Here is a 21943-nt window from a genome sequence, read left to right on the forward strand (position 1 = left end):
TTCGTCTGGCGGCCATAGCGACGTGGAACCACCTGAATCCATTCCGAACTCAGAAGTGAAACATGTCAGCGCCGATGGTAGTGTGGGGCCTCCCCATGTGAGAGTAGGACACCGCCAGGCACCTAATACGGAAAAGCCCTTCGCTATCATGCGAAGGGCTTTTTTCGTTTAAGCTCACCGTGTGGCCTACTCTCGAGTAGGGCGAAGCAGGGAATTCGAAAGCACAATAGTTTGTGCTTTCGCCTGCTGAGCGGGACGAGCTCTGCTAGTCCCTGGCGAATCTTCAAATAGTTATCCAGCTTAAACCTGCGGCAATAAGTCCCAAGCGTCTTAAACAACTTAAACTCCCCGAATTTACTCTTCTTGCGCCAGATTCCCAATTTTTTTAGCGAACTACCACTTTATAAATGTGGAAAAAATTCAATTAGCTATTACATTAGAAATATCTAATGGATATTTGTATTGTTTGCATTGCTGCCAGCATTTCAGTCAGGACTCACGTCAGCATTAATGACCACATAGCTGTCAGCGGATACTATCGATTGAATTGACACAAGGCTAAAAGATGAGTAATAAAAACCAAACCGATACAGTCGACCTAAATCGGCGACAGTTCATGGGCATTGCCGCTGTAGGAGCGCTCGGTGCAGGCTTCTTTGGTCTCAGTCCTTTTACTCAAGCCGAGGCGAAGCCTTTGGCGACTAATGCGAAAATAGTAATAATCGGTGCGGGAGCGGCTGGCATCTCGTTGGCTAATCGGCTTGCACGCGGAACTTCCGGTGCCCAGATTCAGATTATTGATAGCCGTGAACGGCATTTATATCAACCAGGATTAACATTAATAGCGACAGGTTCGTGGCAAAGGTCGTCAGTGGTTGACAGTAATGCGCGGTACATTCCCAAAAGTGTCGAGTGGATCAAATCGGATGTAACTCAAGTCATACCAGAATTGAATCAGGTTACATTAGTCTCAGGTCAAACACTTAACTATGATTACCTACTTGTCGCGAGTGGTTTAGAACTCGCATTTGACCAAATAGAGGGAATGACTCCTGACTTGATTGGCCAAAATGGCATCGGTTGTGTTTACGACACGCCTGAAAATGCTGAAGGTACTTGGCGGGAAATTAATCAGTTTGTTCAAAGCGGCGGTTCAGGTATTTTCACCCGTGCGCCGGGTGCTATTAAATGCGCAGGTGCGCCTCTAAAAGTAGCCATGCTTACGGAACATTTACTGCGCGAACAAGGTAATCGTGATGCCGCTAATATGTCTTATACGTCACCAGGTACAGGACTATTTTCGCAACCAGATGTTGATCAATTCTTAAAAACGAGCTTTCCAGAACGTGAGATCGATCTGAATTGGCAACATAGATTGGTCGCTATTGATGCAGATCTTAAGGTGGCATCATTCGCCACCCCGGATGGCGTGGTCAAACGCGACTACGATTTTATACATGTTGTACCGCCAATGCGTGCCGTAAAAGCAGTTCGGGAAAGTACGTTAGCTTGGCAAGATGGAGATTTCTCAGGCTGGTTAGAGGTTGACCGACATACGTTGCAACATCAACGTTTTAGCAATGTGTTTGGTGTTGGTGATTGTGTCGGAACGCCCATAGGCAAAACCGCAGCAACGGTCAAAGCGCAAGTTCCTGTTGCGGTTCAAAATCTTCTTCGGGTGCTCGAAGGGCGAGTGCCAGATGCCCGCTTTAATGGTTATACGTCGTGTCCGTTAATCACTGAGCGTGGTCAAGCTATGTTGGTCGAGTTTGATTACGACCTGAACATGGTACCGTCGTTTGGTTTTATTAATCCGTTAAAGGAACAGTGGGTGCCTTGGATTATGAAAGACAAAATGTTGCGCGGCGCCTATAACGCCATGCTGCGCGGACGGATTTAGGGGGCACTATGAGCTTTTCACTCATTGGTATATTCGCGGTCATTCTCGAAGTCGTTCGTCCATATTTAGGCCTGATCGGATTGTTAGCCATAATCGAACTCGGTTTAGTCATTCTTGCTTTTCGTAAAGGCAATAAACAACAATGTTCGTTGAACCTAAAACGAGCGATTGGCGTTGGCATCGTTGCATTTGTTGTGTTGTTGCTAATCGTACCGATGTTGACCGGAGCTCGGCATAGCAACCTCGCCAGTGTCATTGATTACTTAGCGTTGTTTGGTGTTTCGCTCGGAGGGGCAATTGCGGTTGCGCTCGTTATCTGGCCGCTGTTACATGTGGTGACTCAATCTCCGGCACAGACTAAGTAAGCGAAATGACAATTCCGGTAACGGAGCTGAGCTTTTCTTAAAAAGGCGCTATAATGCGGAATTCACTAAGAGACACCGCATTATGGCGCTTTCATCGACTCCCTATAAATTCTCTGTTGCTCTGTCGAATACCGATGCTCATGTTTATACTGAGTTGAAGTTTGTGATTGCGCGCCATCCTTCTGAAACCGAAGATCGCATGATCACTCGGCTAATCGCCTATTTATTCTGGTACCATGAGCATCTTGAGTTTGGTCGGGGACTTTCAGATACAGACGAGGCTGCGCTCTGGCAAATAGCCTTAGATGGGCAGGTTGAGCACTGGATTGATGTCGGCTTGCCTGATGCGGAGCGGATGACAAAAGCCTCGCGTAAGGGGCAATGTTATTCAGTATTGGTGTATGGTAACCGTCGTATATGGGTTGAGAAGGAATTGACCAAAGCAGTGACGCCTGACATGCAGATCTTCGCGATTCCGGACGATACACTGGCACAAATCAAATCGTTTTTGTCACGCAACATGAAGCTCGAATTAACTATCGCTGACGGTACCTTCTATCTGTCTATTTTAGATAGTAACTCCGAAAATCAGTCGATCGTGTTTCAGCTCATTACGTTAAACTAAGTGTCTTCAATTCATTGTTTTAAGTAACGAATTAACATTGAGGTTCGCCTTGTACCCATTAAAAAATAGGCACAGTTTTGCCATTGACGTGTTCGCTAAACAGCTTACCGAGATTCGTTCTTTGGCGGATCTCGCATTGATCAATTGGTCAAATAACACATACATTCTGGGTGAAGGTACGAATACTATTTTCACCGAGAACTTTGAAGGTCAGCTGCTACTTAATCGTTTAACTGGTATTGAAATCGAGGAAACGCCAGAGGGTTGGCATGTCTTTGCTGCTGCAGGTGAAAACTGGCACCAGTTAGTCGTGTCCCTCATAGAGCTAGGAATTTACGGCAGTGAGAACCTCGCTCTTATACCGGGCAGTGTTGGAGCAGCGCCGGTGCAAAACATTGGTGCGTACGGTGTTGAAGTAGCACGCTTTATTGATCGCGTTGACGTGTATGACTGCAAACTCCATTTGGAAACTAGTTTAACTCATGAAGAATGTCAGTTTTCTTATCGCGATAGTCTGTTTAAAAACCCAGACCATCGCCAGTGGTTAATTACTGGCGTGCACTTTTTCTTTCCAAAAGCTTGGCTACCAGTACTCGACTATCCCGACTTAGCGACGTTACCAGCAGACGCAACAGCGAAAGAGATCATGGCCCATGTGATTCAGGTTCGTCAACGCAAGTTGCCGGATCCGCAAATTGTGCCAAATGCAGGGAGCTTCTTCAAAAACCCGGTTGTGTCTAATGAACAATGCCAGGAACTTCGCCGGAAATTTCCGCTTATGCCATACTACCAACAGCCCGATGGTCGCTGTAAAGTTGCGGCTGGTTGGCTCATTGATCAAGCCGGTTTAAAGTCATATACGGTAGGCGGTGCTGGTGTGCACAGTCAACAAGCGTTAGTGTTGGTTAATCGTGAGCATGCATCGGGCCAAGACATACTCCACCTTGCTGAGGGTATTCAGGCTCAAGTAAAAGCTCGTTATGGTATTCAGCTGGAAGCTGAGGTTCGATTGTTGAACGGCACTGGATTATTAAACCCATGACTTTCGATACGCATGAAATCGACTCCATGTTAATTCGCCAACTAGCTGACGGACAGTTTCACTCCGGACAGCAGTTAGGTGAAAAGTTTGGTCTGTCACGGGCGGCAATTAATAATCACATTGAAAAGCTCGCTCAATTGGGGCTGGATATCTATCGTGTGACCGGTCGTGGGTACAAACTTGCGGCACCGATTCAATTGCTAGATCTCGATTATTTCCAATCACTGTTACCCGCGCACTTTCGTGATCACCAAGTCATTCTTAAGCACGTGACCGAGTCAACCAATGATGATGTAAAGCAATGCCTTGCGAGCGCCAGAAGCCTAAGTGCAGGCACAGCGGTCTTGGCAGAGATGCAAACGAAAGGACGAGGTCGGCGCGGTAAACAATGGTTTTCACCTTTTGCCAGCAACCTCTATTTGTCTTTATACTGGCCGTTACCGCAAGGTCTAAATAGTGCGATTGGCTTGAGCATTGTACTTGGTTTAGCCATAGCCGAGACTTTAATTGGTGCGGGCATTCAGGATGTCAGCCTGAAATGGCCAAATGACGTCTATATTCAGCGCAAGAAAGTGTCTGGAATATTGGTGGAGCTGGAAGGGCAAGCTCAAGGAGAGGGGCATGCGATTATCGGCATTGGCTTGAACCTAGCATTGCCGCCGGAGTCACCGATAGACCAACCATTCACTGCAATTTCTGAGCATTTGGATTCGATTTTGGCTGGAAAAATGCTGGACGGAAAGACATTGGATCGGAATGCTTGGGCTGCGGAGCTGTATTCGCGCTGTCTCACTTTCTTAGCGGAACATGATGCACATGGTCTCAAACCATTTATTGAACGCTGGCGTGAGCTCGACCATTTTTATCAGCAGCCTGTAAAACTTATACTTGGCCAGCATGAGCAGACCGGAATTGCACTTGGAATTGATGAACTGGGCGCCTTCCTATTACAACAAGGCGACGAAGTAAAACGCTACTTTGGGGGCGAAATCAGTGTTCGCGACATTACTACTTGAAGTCGGCAATACTGCTTGGAAAGTGGCGGCTTATCGGCCTCACCAGCAACCTGAGTTTTTACAACGGGGCTATGGTTTTGAGGCTCTAAAAGCATATTTGCAGCAACAAGTATTTGCGGATTTAGCGCTTGCATCGGTTGCTGCCTCAGAGTTGACAGACAACCTACGCCAGTTCGCTCAGCAACAAAACAAAAAACTCGTGATTGCAGAAACCCAAGCCGGTTTTGGTATTGCGCATTGCTATGCGAATCCAAGCACTTATGGTGTTGATCGCTGGCTCACCTTACTTGCGGCAAGAGCGGCGCAAACAAATGCGATTATTATCGACGCAGGTACCGCAGTGACGCTCGATGTGATGGATGATCAAGGCCGGCATTTAGGTGGTTGGATAAGTCCGGGCTTTAAGCTCATGCAAGAAGCGTTGTTGCAACGCAGTAGTAAGCTGCGTGTTGCCACTCAGGCGCCCAGTGAAACGTTAGGGACAAGCACCGAGAACGCCGTGTATTTGGGCTGTCAGGCGGCGCTAAGAGGGTTTGTTGAACAGGCGTTGCAGCAGTCGCAACCGAAATTAGCTGACACGAGAACAGTGGTTTATTTAACCGGTGGTGATCTTGATCTCATTCCAGAAGAGACCTTTGAGCGCTTTGTATATCAAGTTCAGCGTCGACCGCATCTGGTATTAGAAGGCCTCTCTCGTTGGTTTGAGCAGAGGCCTGAGTAAACGAAATAAATGTAATTCGACCAATGTGTTGGTCTCTCAGCAACCGAGTTGCTGAGAGACTCTTGAGCGAAACGCTTACGATAAGCGTGCTTTAAAGTCTTCGTAACCGAACTTACGCACCAACTCGAACTCACCATTGCTGCGTAAGATACCAATAGACGGATGTTCAACCCCATTAAAGAACGACGTTTTCACCATCGTATAGTGAATCATGTCTTCAAAAATGACGCGGTCGCCTGGCTTTAACTCATGGTCAAATGAATATTCACCGATGACGTCCCCAGCCAAACAACTATTACCACCTAAACGATAAGTAAATGGTTTCACACCCGCGTCTGCTGCATCCGTAATCACAGGGCGATAAGGCATTTCTAATACGTCTGGCATGTGCGCTGTTGCAGAAATATCGAGGATAGCGATCTGGCCATTATTCTCGACAATATCAACTACTTCCGACACCAGCGGACCGGTTTGCCAAGCGACAGCAGAGCCCGGCTCGAGGATGACTTCGATATCGTAGGTTTCGCGCAAGCGTTTGAGCTGGGCAATTAAGTGATCGACGTCGTAGCCTTGGCGTGTCATCAAGTGTCCGCCACCAAGGTTTAACCACTTCAATTGCGGCAGATACTTGACAAAGCGCTTTTCGACAGCCGCCAACGTGCGCTCGAGGGCATAGGAGTCACATTCACATAAATTGTGCACGTGGAAACCTTCGATTCCAGTTAGGTCGACACCTTCTAATTGCGCCGCAGGCACGCCTAAACGTGAACCTGGGGCAGAAGGGTCGTACAATTCGGTTTCTGCTTCACGATGTTCTGGGTTAATTCGCAAGCCCATAGAAACACCCGCTGCAGTGCACTGCTCACGATAACGCTGCCATTGAGTCAGGCTATTGAACGAAATGTGATTACAGTGCTTCAGAATCACTTCGATGTCGTAGTCTTTATACGCTGGCGAATAGGCATGCACTTCGCGGCCGAACGTATCTGCAGCAAGTTCTGCTTCCCAAGCTGAGCTAGCGGTGCAGCCTTTCAGGTACTTACGCACCACAGGAAACGAACTCCACATGGAGAAGCCTTTTAGTGCCAGAATAATGTGCGCACCACTTTCTTTTTGCACGCGTTCCATGAGCTCGAGATTCGCAATAAGTTTATTCTCGTTCAGCACATAACACGGCGATGGAATCGCCGGCGACAGGTATGGATTCGACATACGACTATAACTCCTGACAAAAACCGGCTCCTAAGAGCCGGTTATTTAACTTAAGCAAGATCACTCAGCAAGTGGGTTGCGGTCGACTTCAACAACTTGCCATGGCAGGCCATATTTGTTGAGGCGATCCATGAACGGGTCTGGATCGAATTGTTCCATATTCCAAACACCCGGCTTCATCCATGCACCTTCCAGCATTAATGAAGCACCGATCATAGCTGGTACACCAGTGGTGTAAGAAACCGCTTGCGCGCCCACTTCAATATTACATGCAGCATGGTCACAGTTATTGTAGATAAAGATAGTTTTTTCTTTACCGTCTTTAATACCTGTGATGTAAGTGCCGATACAGGTTAAACCTTCATATCCTTCAGCCAATGAGCCTGGGTTTGGTAACACAGCTTTGAGGAACTCAAGCGGTGCAATTTTCTGACCATTGAAGTCGATTGGCTGAATTGAGGTCATGCCAATGCCTTCTAATACACGTAAATGGTTCAGGTAAGCGTCGCCAAACGTCATCCAGAAACGAGCGCGTTTAATCGTTGGGAAATGCTTCACCAATGACTCGAGCTCTTCGTGGAACAGCAAGTACGATGCACGAACACCAACGCCTGGATAGTCGAGGTCTTTACGTACGCTAATTGGATCGGTCTCAACCCACTCGCCATTCTCCCAGAACTTACCACGCTGAGTGATTTCACGAATGTTGATTTCTGGATTGAAGTTGGTCGCAAAGGCTTGCCCGTGGTCACCGCCGTTACAATCAACGATGTCTAAATAATGAATTTCGTCAAAATAGTGCTTCGCTGCATAAGCAGTAAAGACGTTGGTGACACCTGGATCAAAACCAGAACCTAACAAGGCCATTAAACCAGCTTCTTTAAAACGCTCATGATAAGCCCACTGCCAGCTGTATTCGAATTTCGCTTCGTCTTTTGGTTCGTAGTTTGCGGTGTCTAAATAGTGTACGCCAGTTGCAAGACATGCATCCATGATTGGCAAGTCTTGATACGGAAGGGCAACGTTAATCACCAGCGCTGGCTGCACTTTCTCGATTAAGGCGACTAGTTCATCGACATTGTCTGCGTCGACAGCATACACACCAACGACGCGATCTTTACCAGCTTCTTCTTGTAACTTTTCACACTTAGAAACCGTGCGCGAGGCCAAATGAATTTCGTCGAAATACTCTGGTAACATCGCACATTTTTTTACAACGACGCCGCTAACTCCGCCGGCACCGATAATCAAAACTCGAGACATAATATTCACCCCTTTTTATGCTTGGGTCGTGTATATAAAACGGGCGAGATTTTGCCTACGCCCGTGTTTAAATGCAATGATTATTCGCGAAAAGCTACTCTTTTTCCGCTTCATCCATTCCTAAATATTTGTGCATGAATGCCCATTGGTCGGCGATTTGCTCGATGGCCATCCATGTGGGTGTGCCCGCACCGTGTCCCGCTCGGGTTTCGACCCGCAATAACACTGGATTGTCACAACCTTGATCCCGTTGCAGCACGGCTGCGAACTTGTAACTGTGCCATGGTACCACACGATCATCATGATCGCCTGTCGTGATTAAGGTTGCTGGATAACAGATACCGCGGCGAGTATTGTGGACCGGTGAATAGGCCAACAATGCAGCAAATTCATCTGCGTTTTCACTCAAACCGAAGTCACTACTCCAGGCACGCGCATTGGCGCTTGGGGTATGATAACGCAACATATCTAAAACACCCACAGCTGGCAGTGCAACGGCAAAGAGCTCAGGGCGCTGTAACATTGCTGCAGCAACCAAAAGTCCACCGTTGGAACCGCCCTGAATGGCTAATTTACTTGGTTGGGTGTAACCCTGTGCAATCAAGTATTCGGCAGCGGCAATGAAGTCGTCGAATACATTCTGTTTATTGAGTTTGGTACCGGCTCGATGCCAAGCGTCACCGTATTCACCGCCACCGCGCAAGTTTGGAATAGCAACAATGCCTCCTTGCTCTAACCAAGCCGTACGAGCAACGCTAAACGACGGCGTCAATGAGACACCGAAGCCGCCATACCCATACAATAATACTGGATTTGAACTGTCGAGCTTCGTGTCGCGGTGACGAACAATAAACATCGGTACGCGGGTACCATCTTTACTGGTATAGAAGACTTGCTCAGTCACATAACCAGCCAAGTCCGTATTGATTTCAGTACTGTGATGGAGCTTTGTGCGTCCAGTGGCAATATCGTAATGATAAATATTCCCTGGTTGCGTAAAGGTTGTCAGGGTGAAAAAGGTTTCCATGTGCTCAGGGTCACCGGTAAAACCTTGCACGCTACCGATTCCTGGTAGGTCAAGTGTCCGTAAGTGGCGACCATGAGCTGAATAGACTTCAACATGGGACTGAGCATCTTTGAGGTAGTTGGCAAAGAAACGGCCGCCAACATAACTCACACTGTCTAAAGTGGTTTCTTTTGCAGGGATAATTTCTTGCCAGTGTTGAGGCTCTGGGCGGTTTATGTCGACTGCAATCACACGACCGGTTGGTGCTTCATGGGTTGTACTGACATAAAAGATATTGCCGTCGGTAGCAATGACGTTATACAAGGCATCCCAATCATCGAATAATGGCTGCCATTGCGCATCTTCAATACTCCGGTTGAGCACATGAACCGCATTACTAAAGTAGCCTTCCCATAGGTTTGCGATTAGGAAACGACCGTCGTTGGAGAGTTGTGGATATGGATTAATCGGTCGTTCATCGTCAATACCATAGACAAGAATATCGCGCTCTTGTGGTGTGCCAAGAAGGTGGAAATAGATTTGGACGGGCTGTTGGTCATCTGCGCGCCCGTCTTGGTTAGTCGGATAACGACTGTAGAAGAAGCCGCTTTCATCCGGCAACCAAGCAAGGTTGGTAAACTTAGTTCCCGAGATAAAGGTGTCTAGGTCTTCACCGGTATTGACGCTGCGAACTTTAAAGTTTACCCAGTCAGAGCCACCGTCAGAAACCCCATATGCGACATAATTTGCTTTCGAGCTCAGGTAAATACGTGACAGAGCAACGGTACCGTCAGTGCTAAATTGGTTGGGATCGATGAGAACACGAGCAGGGCGGTTTAAGTCTTCACTGACATACAACACAGATTGGTTTTGCAAACCGTCGTTACGATAAAAGAAATACCGCGAGCCTTTACGGAACGGAGTGCTCATGCGCTCATAGTTCCACAAGGTGGTTAGGCGCTGTTTGAATAGCTCACGAGTAGGAAGCTCTTGCAAATAGGGATTTGAGAATTGATTCTGGTTGCGAATCCATTCTTGAACCTCAGGACTGTCCATCTGTTCTAACCAGCGATAGGGATCGGCAACTTGTACGCCATGGTACATGTCTATGGTGTTGGACGTCCGCGTGGGTGGATAGTCGATCTGGCTTGTCGGCACTGGCTCTACATTCATTTGACTACAACCTGTCAAAACCATAATGCCTACTGATAGGCTCACAGTAAAGCCCGCAGTGAGGCGACGTAACCGAAGTTTCATGCACGATATTCCTCTCGCAATGAATCGAACCTAATTGGCTCAAAAGCTTGTTTTAATGGTTAAAGACTATAACTCGAGATGAAGCCGACCACAAACAGTCCTTAGGTGCTGTTCGAGTTGCTTTTTGCCGTCAAAATTGAGAGCTAGTGCTGCCTTTGCTAAGTCTTGATATCCGTTGACTTGATTAACGAAAGCAATGTCTTCCGCTTCTCCACGAAAAAGCCCGTTATGCAAGCCATAAGCGATGATCGCATGGACAAAGTCATAAGGAATAATGCCGTTCGCAAATGCTTGGTAACTCGTTTGCATGGCTTGTGTTGCTGCCTGTCTGTCGGCAGTATTGATCTGATCAGTGCTGGCGGCCAGGTCAAATTCGTCGCTACATTGTTGCAGCGTTTTCTGCATGAAACGCATCACGGGCATGAAAGGAAGAGTCAGTAGTAATACGCAATGTGCAGTGTGCAGCTGAGCTGCAAGCTGGGGATTGCGAATGCTAGTGCGCTCGATGTAAACCGCAGATGGCAATCCAGATGCGGCATCAATATGAGTACCGAGTCGAATGGGTTGGTAGTGATTCGCGTGCCAAAACTTATGCAGTTCGGGGCTATATCCGAAGCTGGTTCCGCGCAAATGATCAGGGTAGTAGTGAACAACTTGTTTGAGCAACTGACTTCCTAGTCCAAGGTTGCGGACACTGTCACGCACAGCTATGCGGACAATCCGGATGGTTGGCTGCTTGAGAGCCTCTGGAATACGCAGCGCATAGGCGATAAGTTGCGGTAATAGAGCACCGGCAGGGCGTCTTGTGCCCGCCAGTATCGGAGTATGCAACTCTTGCTCTACGGGACCTTCGCTGCACAGCCAACACACACCGACGAGTCGACCTCGGCTATCTGTGGCGCCTTCGTACTGCAGGATGAGTGACTGCTTCGGATCATCGAGCAAAATTTTCAGGTCATTCGGGCTCGTTTGGTAATGCGCAGCCATGAGTAATTGAAAAACATCGTCGAGCTCTTGGTGTGTTAACTCGGCAGCGTGAGCATGGCGATACTTTGTATGACAGACACTTAGGTCGTTGCCAATGGGCTGCTCAAACGGCTTTAATACTGCTGGGGCGTATAAGCAAAATGTATGATTAATCCACTGCTCTAAAGGGTCATTCTCGCCCCAGCGCACCGGCTGCTTTAAGGTGATGTGCCGAACTTTCGCAAACAGGTGGGGTAGCTGTTTAAGAAAGCGCAAAACAAACCCACGACCAGCACTTTCATAGCCTTCTGTGGTGGAGGCAAAAACGATACGTTTGAAACGCTGGCTGGCTTGTTGCAAGACATGTGCGGGTATCGACGCTGCTTCGTCAATGACTAGCCATGCAGACATAGGTGCAGGGTGATCGAGTAGCTGGTCAGGCGATACGAATTTAACCGCTTGCGTAGCGTCACGGGACAAATGACGGAAGACACTGCTCGCTTGTTTGCGAGAAGGCGCACACAGAATAAACTGAGTTGGGGTATGGGTTGCCGCCATCCATAAACCTAGTAACGTCGACTTGCCGCGCCCGCGTGGCGCTTGAATCACAATAGCAGTGGACTCGTCTGTGACGGCCGCTTGCAACGATTGCAGCGCAGCATGTTGTTCAGCAGTGAGTACAAACGGAATCGGCTCGACGATTAGCAACTGCGGGACTTGCGTAAGGCTCGCAGCTGGAAAGAAGCGTGCTGCGTCGTCACAAAACCGCGTCAGGGCCGGTGAGTCCTGTTCGGGTAACCGCAAAATTAACTCGCCACCCGCACGCACACAACCGGACAAGGCTACAATCGCGTCAGCATGCAGCGACTGCGAACAATCAATTGAGACCGCAGAGAACTCACGGCCTAAATATTGACGATAGTGTTTAAGGTCACTTGCAGCAACATGCAGAAATTCATTGGGCTCAGCAGGCGTTGCCTGTGTTAGTTGCCAAGGTGACTTGGCCGCAATAAAGCGAAGTTTGCGAGCTTGGTGCTGCGACGAATCAACCATTTGAGCGTGACTACGGTTTCTGCTTCGGTGAAACATAAATGATGATTTCACCACGAATCACCACCGTGTCATCGGCACGATAACCGACTACCTCGACACTCAAATCGCCAGGAGCCCAGTCATCAGGATTAATCGTTGCCGTAATGCGGATATCACTATTGGCTTTGGCTGTGTACTGCACATTCATTCCTTTCGGAATCCACCGCAAATGTTTCGGAATTGATGCCTCAGCGGCGGCTCCCATGGCCATTTCCAGGCCATTACAGAGGGCGATGGCATGCACCGTACCAATATGATTGCAGACCGACTTACGGTGCTTAAATGTGAGTTCACAGAAATTCTCGCGAAGCTCAGTGATGGTTGGTTTAATCGTGCGAAAATAAGGCGCTTTACGTGCGAACATCATCGAGAAAAGCTGGCGGCCGAACGGCAGCTTTAAAGTTTTGTGGTAGAGGTTGAGCAGATAATTCCCGGTCATGTTTAATCCAGAACAATGTTATTTGGTTCGTATGCTAGCACAATTTAGTGAGTTAACATTAACCTTGCACTATTGCAGATTGCTCGTTAACTTTAAAAACAAAGACGACAACCTTCAAAGTGAGCGATAGGCCAAAGGCATGGCAAAAAAGAATGTTGGACCCCAACCAAGCGATTTTGCAGAAGCTGAACTTGACCTCGAGCGCTCGGCTGACTCGGACATAGACATTGATCAACTTCGAGCACTAAAGCAGCAATTGCGCACCAGTCACGATCGGCTCGAAAACTTGATCAAGAGTATTCCTGCCATTCTCTATTCGGTTGATCTGCCGACCATGGAGCTCGAAATCTATTCCGACATAGAGGATACCCTAGGTTATGCGGAAAGTAAGTTTTCGAACTTACAGTCGTGGTATGAAGATGTGTTGCATCCGGAAGATAAGTCCACTGTGCTTAATGATTACGCTAACTGGATGCGTGCTGGGGCTGAGGGTACCTTGAGTCGAGCCTATCGGTTACGAAATCGGTGTGGCCAATACATGTGGGTGCGCGACCGCACACGCGCGGGAAATAAAGATGAACGCGGCAGGGTTGACCGCTTATTTGGTTCAATAACCGATATCTCGCGAACAATGACTGCACACGAGCGCCTAGAAAAAATAGCCGCTACTGTTCCGGGGGCTATTTATCATTACCATATTGATACCAACGGTGTTGCTAGCTTTCCGTATACAAGCGCAGGCATTGAGTCAATTTATGGATTGAAACCCGAAGAGGTCAGAGAGAATGGCGAACTGATTATTCAGGCGATTCACCCGGATGACCGAGAGCGAGTTAGAGCTTCAATTTCCGAGTCCCAAGCACTAAATGAAGAATGGTTTTGCGAGTATCGAGTAAACTTTGATGGCCAATGCAAGTGGGTCACTGGTTATGCAATCCCTGAGCGCCATGACGACGGCTCAATCTCTTGGTATGGCCAAGTTATTGATACAACAACAGAAAAAGAGCTTCAGAATGAACTGGAACTGCAAAAACGTTCACTAGAAAAGGCGCAGCAAATTGGCCAGCTGGGTTATTGGCGGGCGAATGTTGAAACAGGCGAGCTTTATTGGTCTGATATGATCTATCAAATTTTCGGCATCACGAAAGGTGAGTTTAATTGTACCATTGACGCCTTTCGAAGCTTTGTTCACCCTGATGATCTTCCGGAGGTAATCCGGTGCGAGGAGGCAGCACCGCAAACCGGCGCGTTTGATGTCGAACACCGCATTGTATTGCCTAGCGGTGAGATTCGTTGGGTGCATGAGCTCGCCGACTATACCGTGCTAGCAAGCTCCCCAGTTCTAATCGGGACCGTTCGCGATATTACCGAGCAAAAGAATTACCAAGCCCAGTTAGAGCGTATGAGCATGACCGACAGTTTGACAGGAATCTACAACCGGCGCTTCTTTGTGGAACAACTCGAGTCTAGCTTTAGTGATTGGCAACGGCGAAAAAATGCCTGTTGTCTGGCAATTTTCGACATTGACTACTTTAAACAAGTGAATGATACATACGGCCATGCAGCAGGCGACAGCGTACTTGTCAGGCTGAGTGAGCGGGTGAAAAAACGCATTCGAAAGGCTGATATTTTTGCTCGATTAGGGGGCGAAGAGTTCGGTCTTATTTTACCGCATACTGAATTACAGCAGGCTCAAACTTTACTTGAAGAAATCCGAAATTTGGTCGCAACTCAGGCGTTTACATTCAATCAAGAAAGCTTTCAAGTCACTATTTCAGTAGGGGTGACCGAAATTGGCTCGCAAGATAGTGACTATGACGAACTGCTAATTCGCGCCGATGGTTTGCTTTATGAAGCAAAAAATGCTGGTCGGAATCGCGTTATTCCCGGCTATTAAATTTCAAGGAATAGTGCGCGTGGATAAAAAAGGCCCTCACTTCATGATGAAGTGAGGGCCTTTTCATAGTGCTTGGAGCTTATTCGACGCTAAGTTTTAAACCGCGACGAATTAATAACGCATCGGTGGTCGGCTCTTGACCACGGAATTCGATGTACGATTCCATGGTTGGACGCGAGTTACCTACTTCAAGAATGTTACGACGATAATGGTTACCGTTTTCACGGGTTAAACCACCTTGGCTTTGCACGTATGCAAATGCATCCGCTGCCAAAATTTCACTCCACATGTAGGCGTAGTAGCTTGCAGAGTAGCCGCCGCCCATTGAGTGGCTGAAGAAAGTCGTTTTGTAACGTGGTGGTACCGCAGTTAGGTCAACACCATGCTTCGCAAGTGCCGCGGCTTCAAACTCGTTGACGTCTTGGAGCTCGGCGTCAGCAGAGAGTGAGTGCCATTCCATATCTAGCAATGAAGCCGAGATGTACTCTAAGGTATCAAAACCTTGGTTAAAGCTACGTGACTGGATAACACGCTCGAGCAATTCGGCTGGAATTGGTTCACCGGTTTCGTGGTGCTTGGCGTAGTTACCGATCACTTCAGGATGCGCAGCCCAGTCTTCTTCAAAGGTTGACGGGAACTCAACGAAGTCACGTGATACCGATGTACCTGCTAAGGTTGGGTAAGTCACGTTTGAGAACATACCGTGAATACCATGACCGATTTCGTGGAAAATCGTGGTCACGTGGTCATAGCTGACTAATGTCGGCTCACCTTCAGGTGCTTTTGGAATGTTCATCACGTTAACAACCACTGGCTTGCTGTCGAGTAAATGTGATTGACCAACAAACGAACTCATCCAAGCGCCGCCACGCTTGCCTTCACGGGCAAAGTAGTCAGCGTAGAAGATAGCTAAGCTAGTGCCGTCATGATCAAATACTTCATAGACTTCAACGTCTGGGTGATACGTTGGTAAATCTGGGCGTGGCTCAAAAGTAATGCCATAGAAACGATTCATGGTGTAGAACACGCCATCGTGCAATACACGGTTGAACTCGAAGTATTCGCGAACTTCGCTTTCATCAAGGTCGTATAGCTCTTGACGAACAAACTCAGCGTAGTATTCCCAATCCCATGGCTGAACTTCAAAATCACCACCACGGCGCTGAATCATTTCTTGAATGGCGTCTTGCTCGGCTTGAACGTTAGCAACAACCGCTGGCAACATGCTGCCAAGCATTTCGAATACAGCTTCTGGCTTTTGCGCCATTTGAGTTTCTAGGTTGTAATCAGCCCAGCTGTCATAGCCCAACAGTGCAGCACGTTGAGCGCGAATCTGTGCTAAACGAGCAGCGATTGGACGGTTGTCGAATTCACCTGATTGCGCTCGGTAAGCAGATGCTTCCCAAACGCGTTGACGCAATTCACGGTTGTTCAATTGGGTTAAGATAGGCTGACGCGTGGTGTTCGTAATGCTGAGTAAGTACTTACCTTCATGACCGCGCTCCGCAGCTGCATTGGCAGCGGCTTGGATTTGCGAACGTGACAAGCCGTCAAGCTCTTCAACCGTGTCGACGATGACGGCGATATTACGAGTTTCAGCTAACAAGTTTTGGGCAAACTGGTTAGTCAGACGTGAATGCTCTTCGTTTAGTGCACGAATTTGCTCTTTTTCAGCTTCAGTCAAGAGTGCGCCAGCACGAACGAAGCGCTGATGATAAACTTCAACGAGACGTTTTTGTTCGTCGTTTAAGCCTAACTCTTCGCGTTGATCGTAAATCGTATTGATACGCTCAAATAATGCAGCATTCAGGTTAATATTGTCTGAGTGAGCTGCCATTTTTGGCGCTAGTTCAGACTGAATTGCACGGCGTTGTTCGTTGCTATCGGTACCAACAAGGTTGTAAAACACCCGCGAAACACGAGTGAGTAACTCACCACTACGCTCCATGGCGGCTAACGTATTTTCGAACGTCGGTGCTTCTGGGTTGTTGGCGATGGCTTCAACTTCAGCCATTTGCTCTGCCATACCGCGTTCAAATGCTGGTAGGAAGTGATCATCTTCGATAATCCGAAAATCTGGCGCGCCATATTGCAGGGCAAAAGGTTGGAAGAATGGGTTGTCGTTCATAACTCCGGCTGAAGATTCACTGACTTGTGCGGTTTCATTAACCGAGTTTGACGGTGCCTGTTCAGCACAGCCGGTGATAGCGAGTGTTGCGCCGATAAGTGACGCTAATAACGTTTTTTGCATGGTATGCACGGGAATATCCTCTCTGAACGATTGTTATCTAGGTGCAGTTTGCCCCCGAGTATGCAACAAAATTAAACAAATTGCAGTGGCTTTGATGGGAGAAAATATGCTTTTAGTCTTGTTTTATCGGCTTTCGATGTAAAAGTTTGCGTAAACTGATGCCGATCAGTGGACAGCAGGCCATGACGCCTACCATTGCAAGTGGCGAGCCATCACTGAGTAATGCACTCACAGAACCGGTCACTGCTCCTAATGTGAAGCCGCTGGCGCTGATTAAGGCAGTTGCGGTTGCAGAGTTAAATGGAAACTCATCGGTCACCGCCGACATGCCATTCGCTACAACAAAACCTTGTAAGCCAACGAACACCATAATTTGTGGCACCAATAACCAGATAGGTAGCGAGAAGAAAGCGACGAGTGCGAGCATGATGGCACCGACGAAGAGCTGTAAAGCTTGCCCGCGCTTGAGGATTTTAGTCGGTGAGAAGCGCTTGAGCAGACGGATGTTGATTTGATTGCAAAGGCTTAGGGTGATGATGTTGAGCGCGAAAAGCACCGGATAAAGTGTCGGGCTAATGTCGTAATAGCCCATGTATACCCCTGGTGAACTGGTTAAAAAAGCAAACATACCCGCATTACTAAAGGCGACCGCGAAGAGGAAGCCAGCGGCACGCTTATTCAATAGAACAGACTTGTATCGTTGCCAAACCGAAAGCGTGTGCACGGATTCTTCAATGCGCCGTGTCTCTGGTAAAAAACGGCGGAGCAGCACCAAGAGAATCACCGCATAGGCAGCAAGAAACCAAAAGATACTGCGCCAATCGCTGACTAACAGCAAGGCAGCGCCAATAAATGGCGCAAGTAGTGGCGCGGCCATCATAATCGTTACAATCTGGGATAGAATCTGAGCGCTGGCGCTGCCGGAGTAACGGTCGCGCACCACAGCCATGGTATTTACCACGCCCATGCCGCCGCCAAATGCTTGCAACACACGGCCAACCCAGAGAAGCTCAATATTTGAGCCCAGAGCAATTGCTGCTGAGCCGAGAATAAAGACACTTAAACCCAGCAAAATGGTGAGTCGGCGACCAAAGCGATCAGAGAATGGCCCACCAAATAACTGCCCAGCAGCAAACCCCACTAAAAATACACTCAGCGTAATTTCAATGTTATGCAGCGACGTTGCTAAGTCTACCGCCATTTCGGGCATGGCGGGTAAGTAGGCATCGATGGCAAGCGGACCTAACGCGACAAGCGCAGCGAGTAACCATGCAAAACCACGAATGGGCTGGGAAGAAGCAGACATAGTTCGGTACACCTTTAATCGAACCACAAGTTGTATAGAGAAATTCTGTCAATTCGGGCATTATAGGCCACTTCTTGATAAATAAGGATAAAATGAGATGAGCGGTTTACCAAACTGTCCGAAGTGCACTTCTGAGTATACCTATGCTGATGGCGTTCTTTTTATCTGCCCAGAATGTAGCCATGAGTGGTCTGCAGACGAACCAGCAGCAGAGCAGGAAGCGGGCATCCGCGATGCAAATGGCAACCTCTTACAAGACGGCGATACCGTCACTGTCATCAAAGACTTGAAGGTTAAAGGGTCGTCGTTGGTCGTTAAAGTGGGAACAAAAGTTAAGAATATTCGTTTAGTCGACGGTGATCACGATATCGACTGTAAAATTGATGGTATCGGTGCCATGAAATTGAAGTCTGAATTCGTAAAAAAAGTTTAATCGTGTAAGTGGCAGAGACCTGAACGGTTAAACTCTCGTGTTTAGCGAGTTGCCGTTCGTGACTCGCTGAGTCCGGCACAAGAATTGGATAAATTAGAAAATTCCACTAACGTTAAGATTAGACCGAATAGTGGTGTAACGAATAAGAGGAGAAACGCATGCGTAAAGTTGTTCTAACCTCATTATTGCTCGCAGCAGTAGGTGGGCTGACTAGCTACACTCCCCAAGCAAGTGCTCAGGCTTTTGAAAAAGACTGGATGTTTAGTGCCAATGTTGCACGAACGTCATTGGACCGTGAAACCTCTGGCACACCATGGTATGGCGTAACTGACCAAAGTAAAACTAGCTTTGTTGGCTCGCTTTCATGGTTCGCAACGCCGCACTTAAGTATTCGCGCCAGCTATGAATTCGGTGCCCAAATGACTAGCCAAAACGCCTGTCCGCCAGCTCAAGAAGCGTGCACCCTTGTTGCTTTGCGTGAGCAAGGCGACATGGAAAGTTTTCAGTTGGTTATCGTGCCTGAAATTGATATCAACGACAGTACATACTTATTTGCAAACTTAGGCTTTGCGCGAACCACACTCGACACACAGGAGCAGCTACCTCGCTACAGCTCGACCGACTTGATCTATGGCGCAGGTGTTGGCTATCGCTTGTCTCGCAACTGGCGAGCGTCGCTCGAGTATGTGACCTCAGGTGATGATTACCAATCACTGCGTTTGGGTTTGTCGCTGCGATTCTAATTACAGTCCGGTGCTGGTGGCGCCCACGTTTGCATTTCGTGCAGACGCGATGCGCAGCGAGCAAATGGCGTTGCGAGTTGCCGTCCTTGATATAGTTCATCAATTGGCAACTGGCTCGACACTAGCACCAAACACTGCTGTTCATAACACTCGTCAACTAAGGCCATGAATCGTCGGGCTGCATCATCAAGCGTACTTTGTTGCTGAATAACATGTTCGCGCTGATAGGTTTCTTCAACGCCATGAACAATTTCCTTGGCAGGAATAAAGTCGAAACAAGGCACAGCGATAATGGCGATAGTCGAATAGCGTTTTGCCAGCTCGATATAGTCGCGCTGGCTACGCGGACCTTCACAGATTTGTGCGAAGGTAAACACGATACTTTTTTCGGTTCGCCAAACGAATTCAATGTCACGCCCAAGTATCGAAAGTGCACCGTTCTTCGCTATCGGTGTGCCAGTTAGCTGCTCGAATTGCTCGCGCACTAATTTTGAACCCGGCGCTTCGGTTTGGAGATAAAAAGGACTTTTGTCGGTATTGTTACGACGATAATCAATCGGCTGATCGAGCATTGCCAGTTCACAATGTTGGTCTAGGAGGGCGATCATCGGTAGAAAACGGTCGCGGCCTAAACCATTCTTATACAGGTCTTTGGGTTCGGTATTCGATGTTGTAACTAAGGTTACGCCAGCCGCGAATAGCCCCCGCCACAGTCTCGCAAGCAGCATTGCGTCGCCCATGTCTTCGACAAAAAACTCGTCTAAACAAATGACTCGATACTGCCGAGCCCATGCTTGCGCGACATGACTCAATGGGTCCTCAATACCAGTTGTTTGATTGAGGTCTTGGTGCACGCGCCGCATGAAGTGATGGTAATGCATGCGAATTCTCTGCGGTTCTTGGCAGTGCGCAAAGAAATGATTCATCAGCATAGTCTTTCCGCGCCCAACTTGACCGCAGATGTACAAGCCGCGGACGGTGGTACCTATAGTGAGAGCGAGGTTCAAACGTTGTAATTGCCACAGCACGAGAAACTGGTGTGGGTCGAATTGGATGCGCTGATTTTTGATTTGCTGGGTGTAGTATACAAGCATGCTCGATATTCTCAGACTAACCGATTGCTAGCTAAAAAAAGAGCCAGCAGGGGATGCTGGCTCAAGCTCGTTGCTAGCGGACCAGAGGCCGGCAAACCTTTGGTCACTGATTAAAACGAACTAAGAATCAGCTTGGATCACAAAAAATTATTTTTTCGTTACGCGGATAATTTTACCTTCAGCTGCGTCGACGAGTAATAAAAGCGCACCCGTTGCCGGTTCGACTCGGATGTCGCGAATACGTGCGTTCAAGTCTTGAAAGAGAATATCGATCACTTCCGCTCCCGTGTCGTTAACGCGTACTCTTGCGACCTGCTTCCCAGCCAAAGCTGGCACAAGAAGATCACCGTGCCAGTCGCTAAACTCATCGCCTTGGTAAACAATTAAACCGCTTGGCGCAATGGACGGTGTCCACTCAACTTCAGGGCCATGAAGCCCCGGCAAGTCGCGATAGGGTGTGATACGGGCGCCCGTGTAGTCGACGCCACCGGTAATTAGTGGCCAACCGAAATTACCACCGGCACGCAATCGATTAATCTCGTCGCCGCCGCGGGGACCGTGTTCGCTAATGAACAGTTGCTCAAGCTGAGGATGCCAAGCAACACCTTGCACATTGCGATGGCCATAGCTGAAAATCTCAGGAAGGGCTTTTGGGTTGGCTATAAAAGGATTATCACTAGGAACCTCGCCGTTGAGTTCGATGCGGACAGTAGTGCCTAAATGGTCAGAAAGGAGCTGGGCGCGCTCGCGGTAATCAAAGCCGTCACCTAAGGTCAATAGCAAGGTATTGTCGGGTAAAAAAGCAATTCTGCCACCATAGTGGGCACTGCCGCGCTTGAATGGATAGGCTTGGAAGATCGGTTCGATATCTTGTAATTCACTGCCATTCCAATGGCCGCGACTTAAACATGTGGTGTTGGCACGCAAAGAACCACACGCATAGCTTAAATAGATAAACGGCTCGGTATCGAAATCGGGGTGTAAGGCAATATCAAATAGGCCAGCCTGACCGTCAATCCATAATTCTGGCAATTCGGGCATGACATTGTTAATGACAATACCTTCTGCGCTTAGATGCCAAAGTGCTCCGGCACGACTGGTAACGAGGAGCTCGCTATTCGGTAACACCGCGAGTGACCATGGAAAAGCTATTTCCTGACTCAGTTCTGTATATTCAAAGCCTGATTGCAGTTCTGTCAGCTGTTCCTCATAGTCTCCATCGTCTGCGATGACTAAGTTCGCTGACAGACCAACTGTGCAGAGCAGGAACAAGGGCAACAGGCGAGCCGGATGATGGAAAAGTGGTTTAAGCATA

General features: G+C 48.2%; 18 protein-coding genes and 1 rRNA gene. 10 read left to right on the plus strand and 9 right to left on the minus strand.

What is annotated here, in order from left to right:
• Nucleotides 1–4 precede the first annotated feature (4 nt).
• The 7 genes from rrf (at nucleotide 5) to CWE06_RS10795 (ending at nucleotide 5669) form a co-directional block, all read left to right on the plus strand.
• Nucleotides 5–120 (plus strand): 5S ribosomal RNA (rrf, locus tag CWE06_RS10765).
• 445 nt (nucleotides 121–565) lie between these two features.
• Nucleotides 566–1900, plus strand: a complete 1335-nt coding sequence (locus CWE06_RS10770) for an NAD(P)/FAD-dependent oxidoreductase (protein WP_126794008.1) — start codon at nucleotides 566–568, stop codon at nucleotides 1898–1900.
• Nucleotides 1901–1908: 8 nt separating this feature from the next.
• Nucleotides 1909–2265: a hypothetical protein gene (locus tag CWE06_RS10775; RefSeq protein ID WP_126794011.1), complete on the plus strand. Its 357-nt coding sequence runs from the start codon at nucleotides 1909–1911 to the stop codon at nucleotides 2263–2265.
• A gap of 82 nt (nucleotides 2266–2347) precedes the next feature.
• Nucleotides 2348–2890 (plus strand): YaeQ family protein, encoded by a 543-nt coding sequence (locus CWE06_RS10780; protein ID WP_126794014.1) that lies wholly within the window; start codon nucleotides 2348–2350, stop codon nucleotides 2888–2890.
• Between the two features lie 49 nt (nucleotides 2891–2939).
• Nucleotides 2940–3932 (plus strand): UDP-N-acetylmuramate dehydrogenase, encoded by a 993-nt coding sequence (gene murB / locus CWE06_RS10785; RefSeq protein ID WP_198679091.1) that lies wholly within the window; start codon nucleotides 2940–2942, stop codon nucleotides 3930–3932.
• The gene (gene birA, locus CWE06_RS10790; RefSeq protein ID WP_126794019.1) at nucleotides 3929–4948 is read left to right on the plus strand and encodes a bifunctional biotin--[acetyl-CoA-carboxylase] ligase/biotin operon repressor BirA; all 1020 of its coding nucleotides are present in this window, start codon (nucleotides 3929–3931) and stop codon (nucleotides 4946–4948) included. The genes murB and birA overlap by 4 nt, the downstream gene beginning before the upstream one ends.
• On the plus strand, nucleotides 4926–5669 hold the full coding sequence (locus CWE06_RS10795; RefSeq protein WP_157981173.1) for a type III pantothenate kinase: 744 nt from the start codon (nucleotides 4926–4928) through the stop codon (nucleotides 5667–5669). Before birA ends, CWE06_RS10795 begins: the two co-directional genes overlap by 23 nt.
• A gap of 75 nt (nucleotides 5670–5744) precedes the next feature.
• On the opposite strand, the gene nspC is transcribed toward CWE06_RS10795, so the two are convergent.
• The 5 genes from nspC to CWE06_RS10820 form a co-directional block, all read right to left on the minus strand.
• Nucleotides 5745–6881 carry a carboxynorspermidine decarboxylase gene (nspC, locus tag CWE06_RS10800; protein WP_126794025.1) on the minus strand — a complete coding sequence of 379 codons (1137 nt, stop codon included), beginning with the start codon at nucleotides 6879–6881 and terminating at the stop codon, nucleotides 5745–5747.
• Between the two features lie 60 nt (nucleotides 6882–6941).
• Complete coding sequence (locus CWE06_RS10805; RefSeq protein WP_126794027.1) at nucleotides 6942–8144, minus strand: saccharopine dehydrogenase family protein; 1203 nt, start codon at nucleotides 8142–8144, stop codon at nucleotides 6942–6944.
• 94 nt (nucleotides 8145–8238) lie between these two features.
• Nucleotides 8239–10407: a prolyl oligopeptidase family serine peptidase gene (locus CWE06_RS10810; protein ID WP_126794030.1), complete on the minus strand. Its 2169-nt coding sequence runs from the start codon at nucleotides 10405–10407 to the stop codon at nucleotides 8239–8241.
• A 66-nt stretch (nucleotides 10408–10473) separates the two neighbouring features.
• Complete coding sequence (locus CWE06_RS10815) at nucleotides 10474–12426, minus strand: tRNA(Met) cytidine acetyltransferase TmcA domain-containing protein (RefSeq protein ID WP_198679092.1); 1953 nt, start codon at nucleotides 12424–12426, stop codon at nucleotides 10474–10476.
• A 10-nt stretch (nucleotides 12427–12436) separates the two neighbouring features.
• A complete protein-coding gene (locus tag CWE06_RS10820; protein WP_126794036.1) occupies nucleotides 12437–12904 on the minus strand; it encodes a hotdog fold domain-containing protein in 468 nt (155 codons plus the stop codon).
• A gap of 139 nt (nucleotides 12905–13043) precedes the next feature.
• On the opposite strand from CWE06_RS10820, the gene CWE06_RS10825 reads away from it, so the two are divergent.
• Nucleotides 13044–14801, plus strand: coding sequence for a GGDEF domain-containing protein (locus CWE06_RS10825; RefSeq protein ID WP_126794039.1), 1758 nt, complete (start codon nucleotides 13044–13046; stop codon nucleotides 14799–14801).
• Nucleotides 14802–14880: 79 nt separating this feature from the next.
• Here CWE06_RS10825 and CWE06_RS10830 read toward each other — a convergent pair whose 3' ends face one another.
• Complete coding sequence (locus CWE06_RS10830) at nucleotides 14881–17052, minus strand: M3 family metallopeptidase (RefSeq protein WP_126794207.1); 2172 nt, start codon at nucleotides 17050–17052, stop codon at nucleotides 14881–14883.
• Nucleotides 17053–17164: 112 nt separating this feature from the next.
• The gene (locus CWE06_RS10835; protein WP_126794042.1) at nucleotides 17165–18358 is read right to left on the minus strand and encodes a multidrug effflux MFS transporter; all 1194 of its coding nucleotides are present in this window, start codon (nucleotides 18356–18358) and stop codon (nucleotides 17165–17167) included.
• 97 nt (nucleotides 18359–18455) lie between these two features.
• On the opposite strand from CWE06_RS10835, the gene CWE06_RS10840 reads away from it, so the two are divergent.
• The gene (locus tag CWE06_RS10840) at nucleotides 18456–18791 is read left to right on the plus strand and encodes a zinc ribbon domain-containing protein YjdM (RefSeq protein WP_126794044.1); all 336 of its coding nucleotides are present in this window, start codon (nucleotides 18456–18458) and stop codon (nucleotides 18789–18791) included.
• A 158-nt stretch (nucleotides 18792–18949) separates the two neighbouring features.
• The gene (locus tag CWE06_RS10845) at nucleotides 18950–19534 is read left to right on the plus strand and encodes an outer membrane beta-barrel protein (protein ID WP_126794047.1); all 585 of its coding nucleotides are present in this window, start codon (nucleotides 18950–18952) and stop codon (nucleotides 19532–19534) included.
• Here the strand turns inward: CWE06_RS10845 and zapE are convergent.
• Together zapE and CWE06_RS10855 are read right to left on the minus strand one after the other, a co-directional pair.
• Complete coding sequence (gene zapE / locus CWE06_RS10850; protein WP_126794050.1) at nucleotides 19531–20628, minus strand: cell division protein ZapE; 1098 nt, start codon at nucleotides 20626–20628, stop codon at nucleotides 19531–19533. The genes CWE06_RS10845 and zapE overlap by 4 nt on opposite strands.
• Nucleotides 20629–20775: 147 nt before the next feature.
• A complete protein-coding gene (locus CWE06_RS10855; protein ID WP_126794053.1) occupies nucleotides 20776–21942 on the minus strand; it encodes a PQQ-dependent sugar dehydrogenase in 1167 nt (388 codons plus the stop codon).
• Nucleotide 21943: the final 1 nt, after the last annotated feature.

Origin of the sequence: Aliidiomarina haloalkalitolerans (assembly GCF_003987315.1) — a bacterium.
GTDB classification, from domain to species: Bacteria; Pseudomonadota; Gammaproteobacteria; order Enterobacterales; family Alteromonadaceae; genus Aliidiomarina; species Aliidiomarina haloalkalitolerans.

Coding starts and splice junctions, on each gene's coding strand:
- CWE06_RS10835 (WP_126794042.1), bottom strand. CDS start 18,358: ATGTCTGCTTCTTCCCAGCCCATTCGTGGTTTTGCATGGTTACTCGCT.
- CWE06_RS10825 (WP_126794039.1), top strand. CDS start 13,044: ATGGCAAAAAAGAATGTTGGACCCCAACCAAGCGATTTTGCAGAAGCT.
- CWE06_RS10780 (WP_126794014.1), top strand. CDS start 2,348: ATGGCGCTTTCATCGACTCCCTATAAATTCTCTGTTGCTCTGTCGAAT.
- CWE06_RS10775 (WP_126794011.1), top strand. CDS start 1,909: ATGAGCTTTTCACTCATTGGTATATTCGCGGTCATTCTCGAAGTCGTT.
- CWE06_RS10845 (WP_126794047.1), top strand. CDS start 18,950: ATGCGTAAAGTTGTTCTAACCTCATTATTGCTCGCAGCAGTAGGTGGG.
- CWE06_RS10770 (WP_126794008.1), top strand. CDS start 566: ATGAGTAATAAAAACCAAACCGATACAGTCGACCTAAATCGGCGACAG.
- CWE06_RS10805 (WP_126794027.1), bottom strand. CDS start 8,144: ATGTCTCGAGTTTTGATTATCGGTGCCGGCGGAGTTAGCGGCGTCGTT.
- CWE06_RS10810 (WP_126794030.1), bottom strand. CDS start 10,407: ATGAAACTTCGGTTACGTCGCCTCACTGCGGGCTTTACTGTGAGCCTA.
- CWE06_RS10855 (WP_126794053.1), bottom strand. CDS start 21,942: ATGCTTAAACCACTTTTCCATCATCCGGCTCGCCTGTTGCCCTTGTTC.
- CWE06_RS10840 (WP_126794044.1), top strand. CDS start 18,456: ATGAGCGGTTTACCAAACTGTCCGAAGTGCACTTCTGAGTATACCTAT.
- CWE06_RS10830 (WP_126794207.1), bottom strand. CDS start 17,052: ATGCAAAAAACGTTATTAGCGTCACTTATCGGCGCAACACTCGCTATC.
- zapE (WP_126794050.1), bottom strand. CDS start 20,628: ATGCTTGTATACTACACCCAGCAAATCAAAAATCAGCGCATCCAATTC.
- CWE06_RS10815 (WP_198679092.1), bottom strand. CDS start 12,426: ATGGTTGATTCGTCGCAGCACCAAGCTCGCAAACTTCGCTTTATTGCG.
- nspC (WP_126794025.1), bottom strand. CDS start 6,881: ATGTCGAATCCATACCTGTCGCCGGCGATTCCATCGCCGTGTTATGTG.
- CWE06_RS10820 (WP_126794036.1), bottom strand. CDS start 12,904: ATGACCGGGAATTATCTGCTCAACCTCTACCACAAAACTTTAAAGCTG.
- birA (WP_126794019.1), top strand. CDS start 3,929: ATGACTTTCGATACGCATGAAATCGACTCCATGTTAATTCGCCAACTA.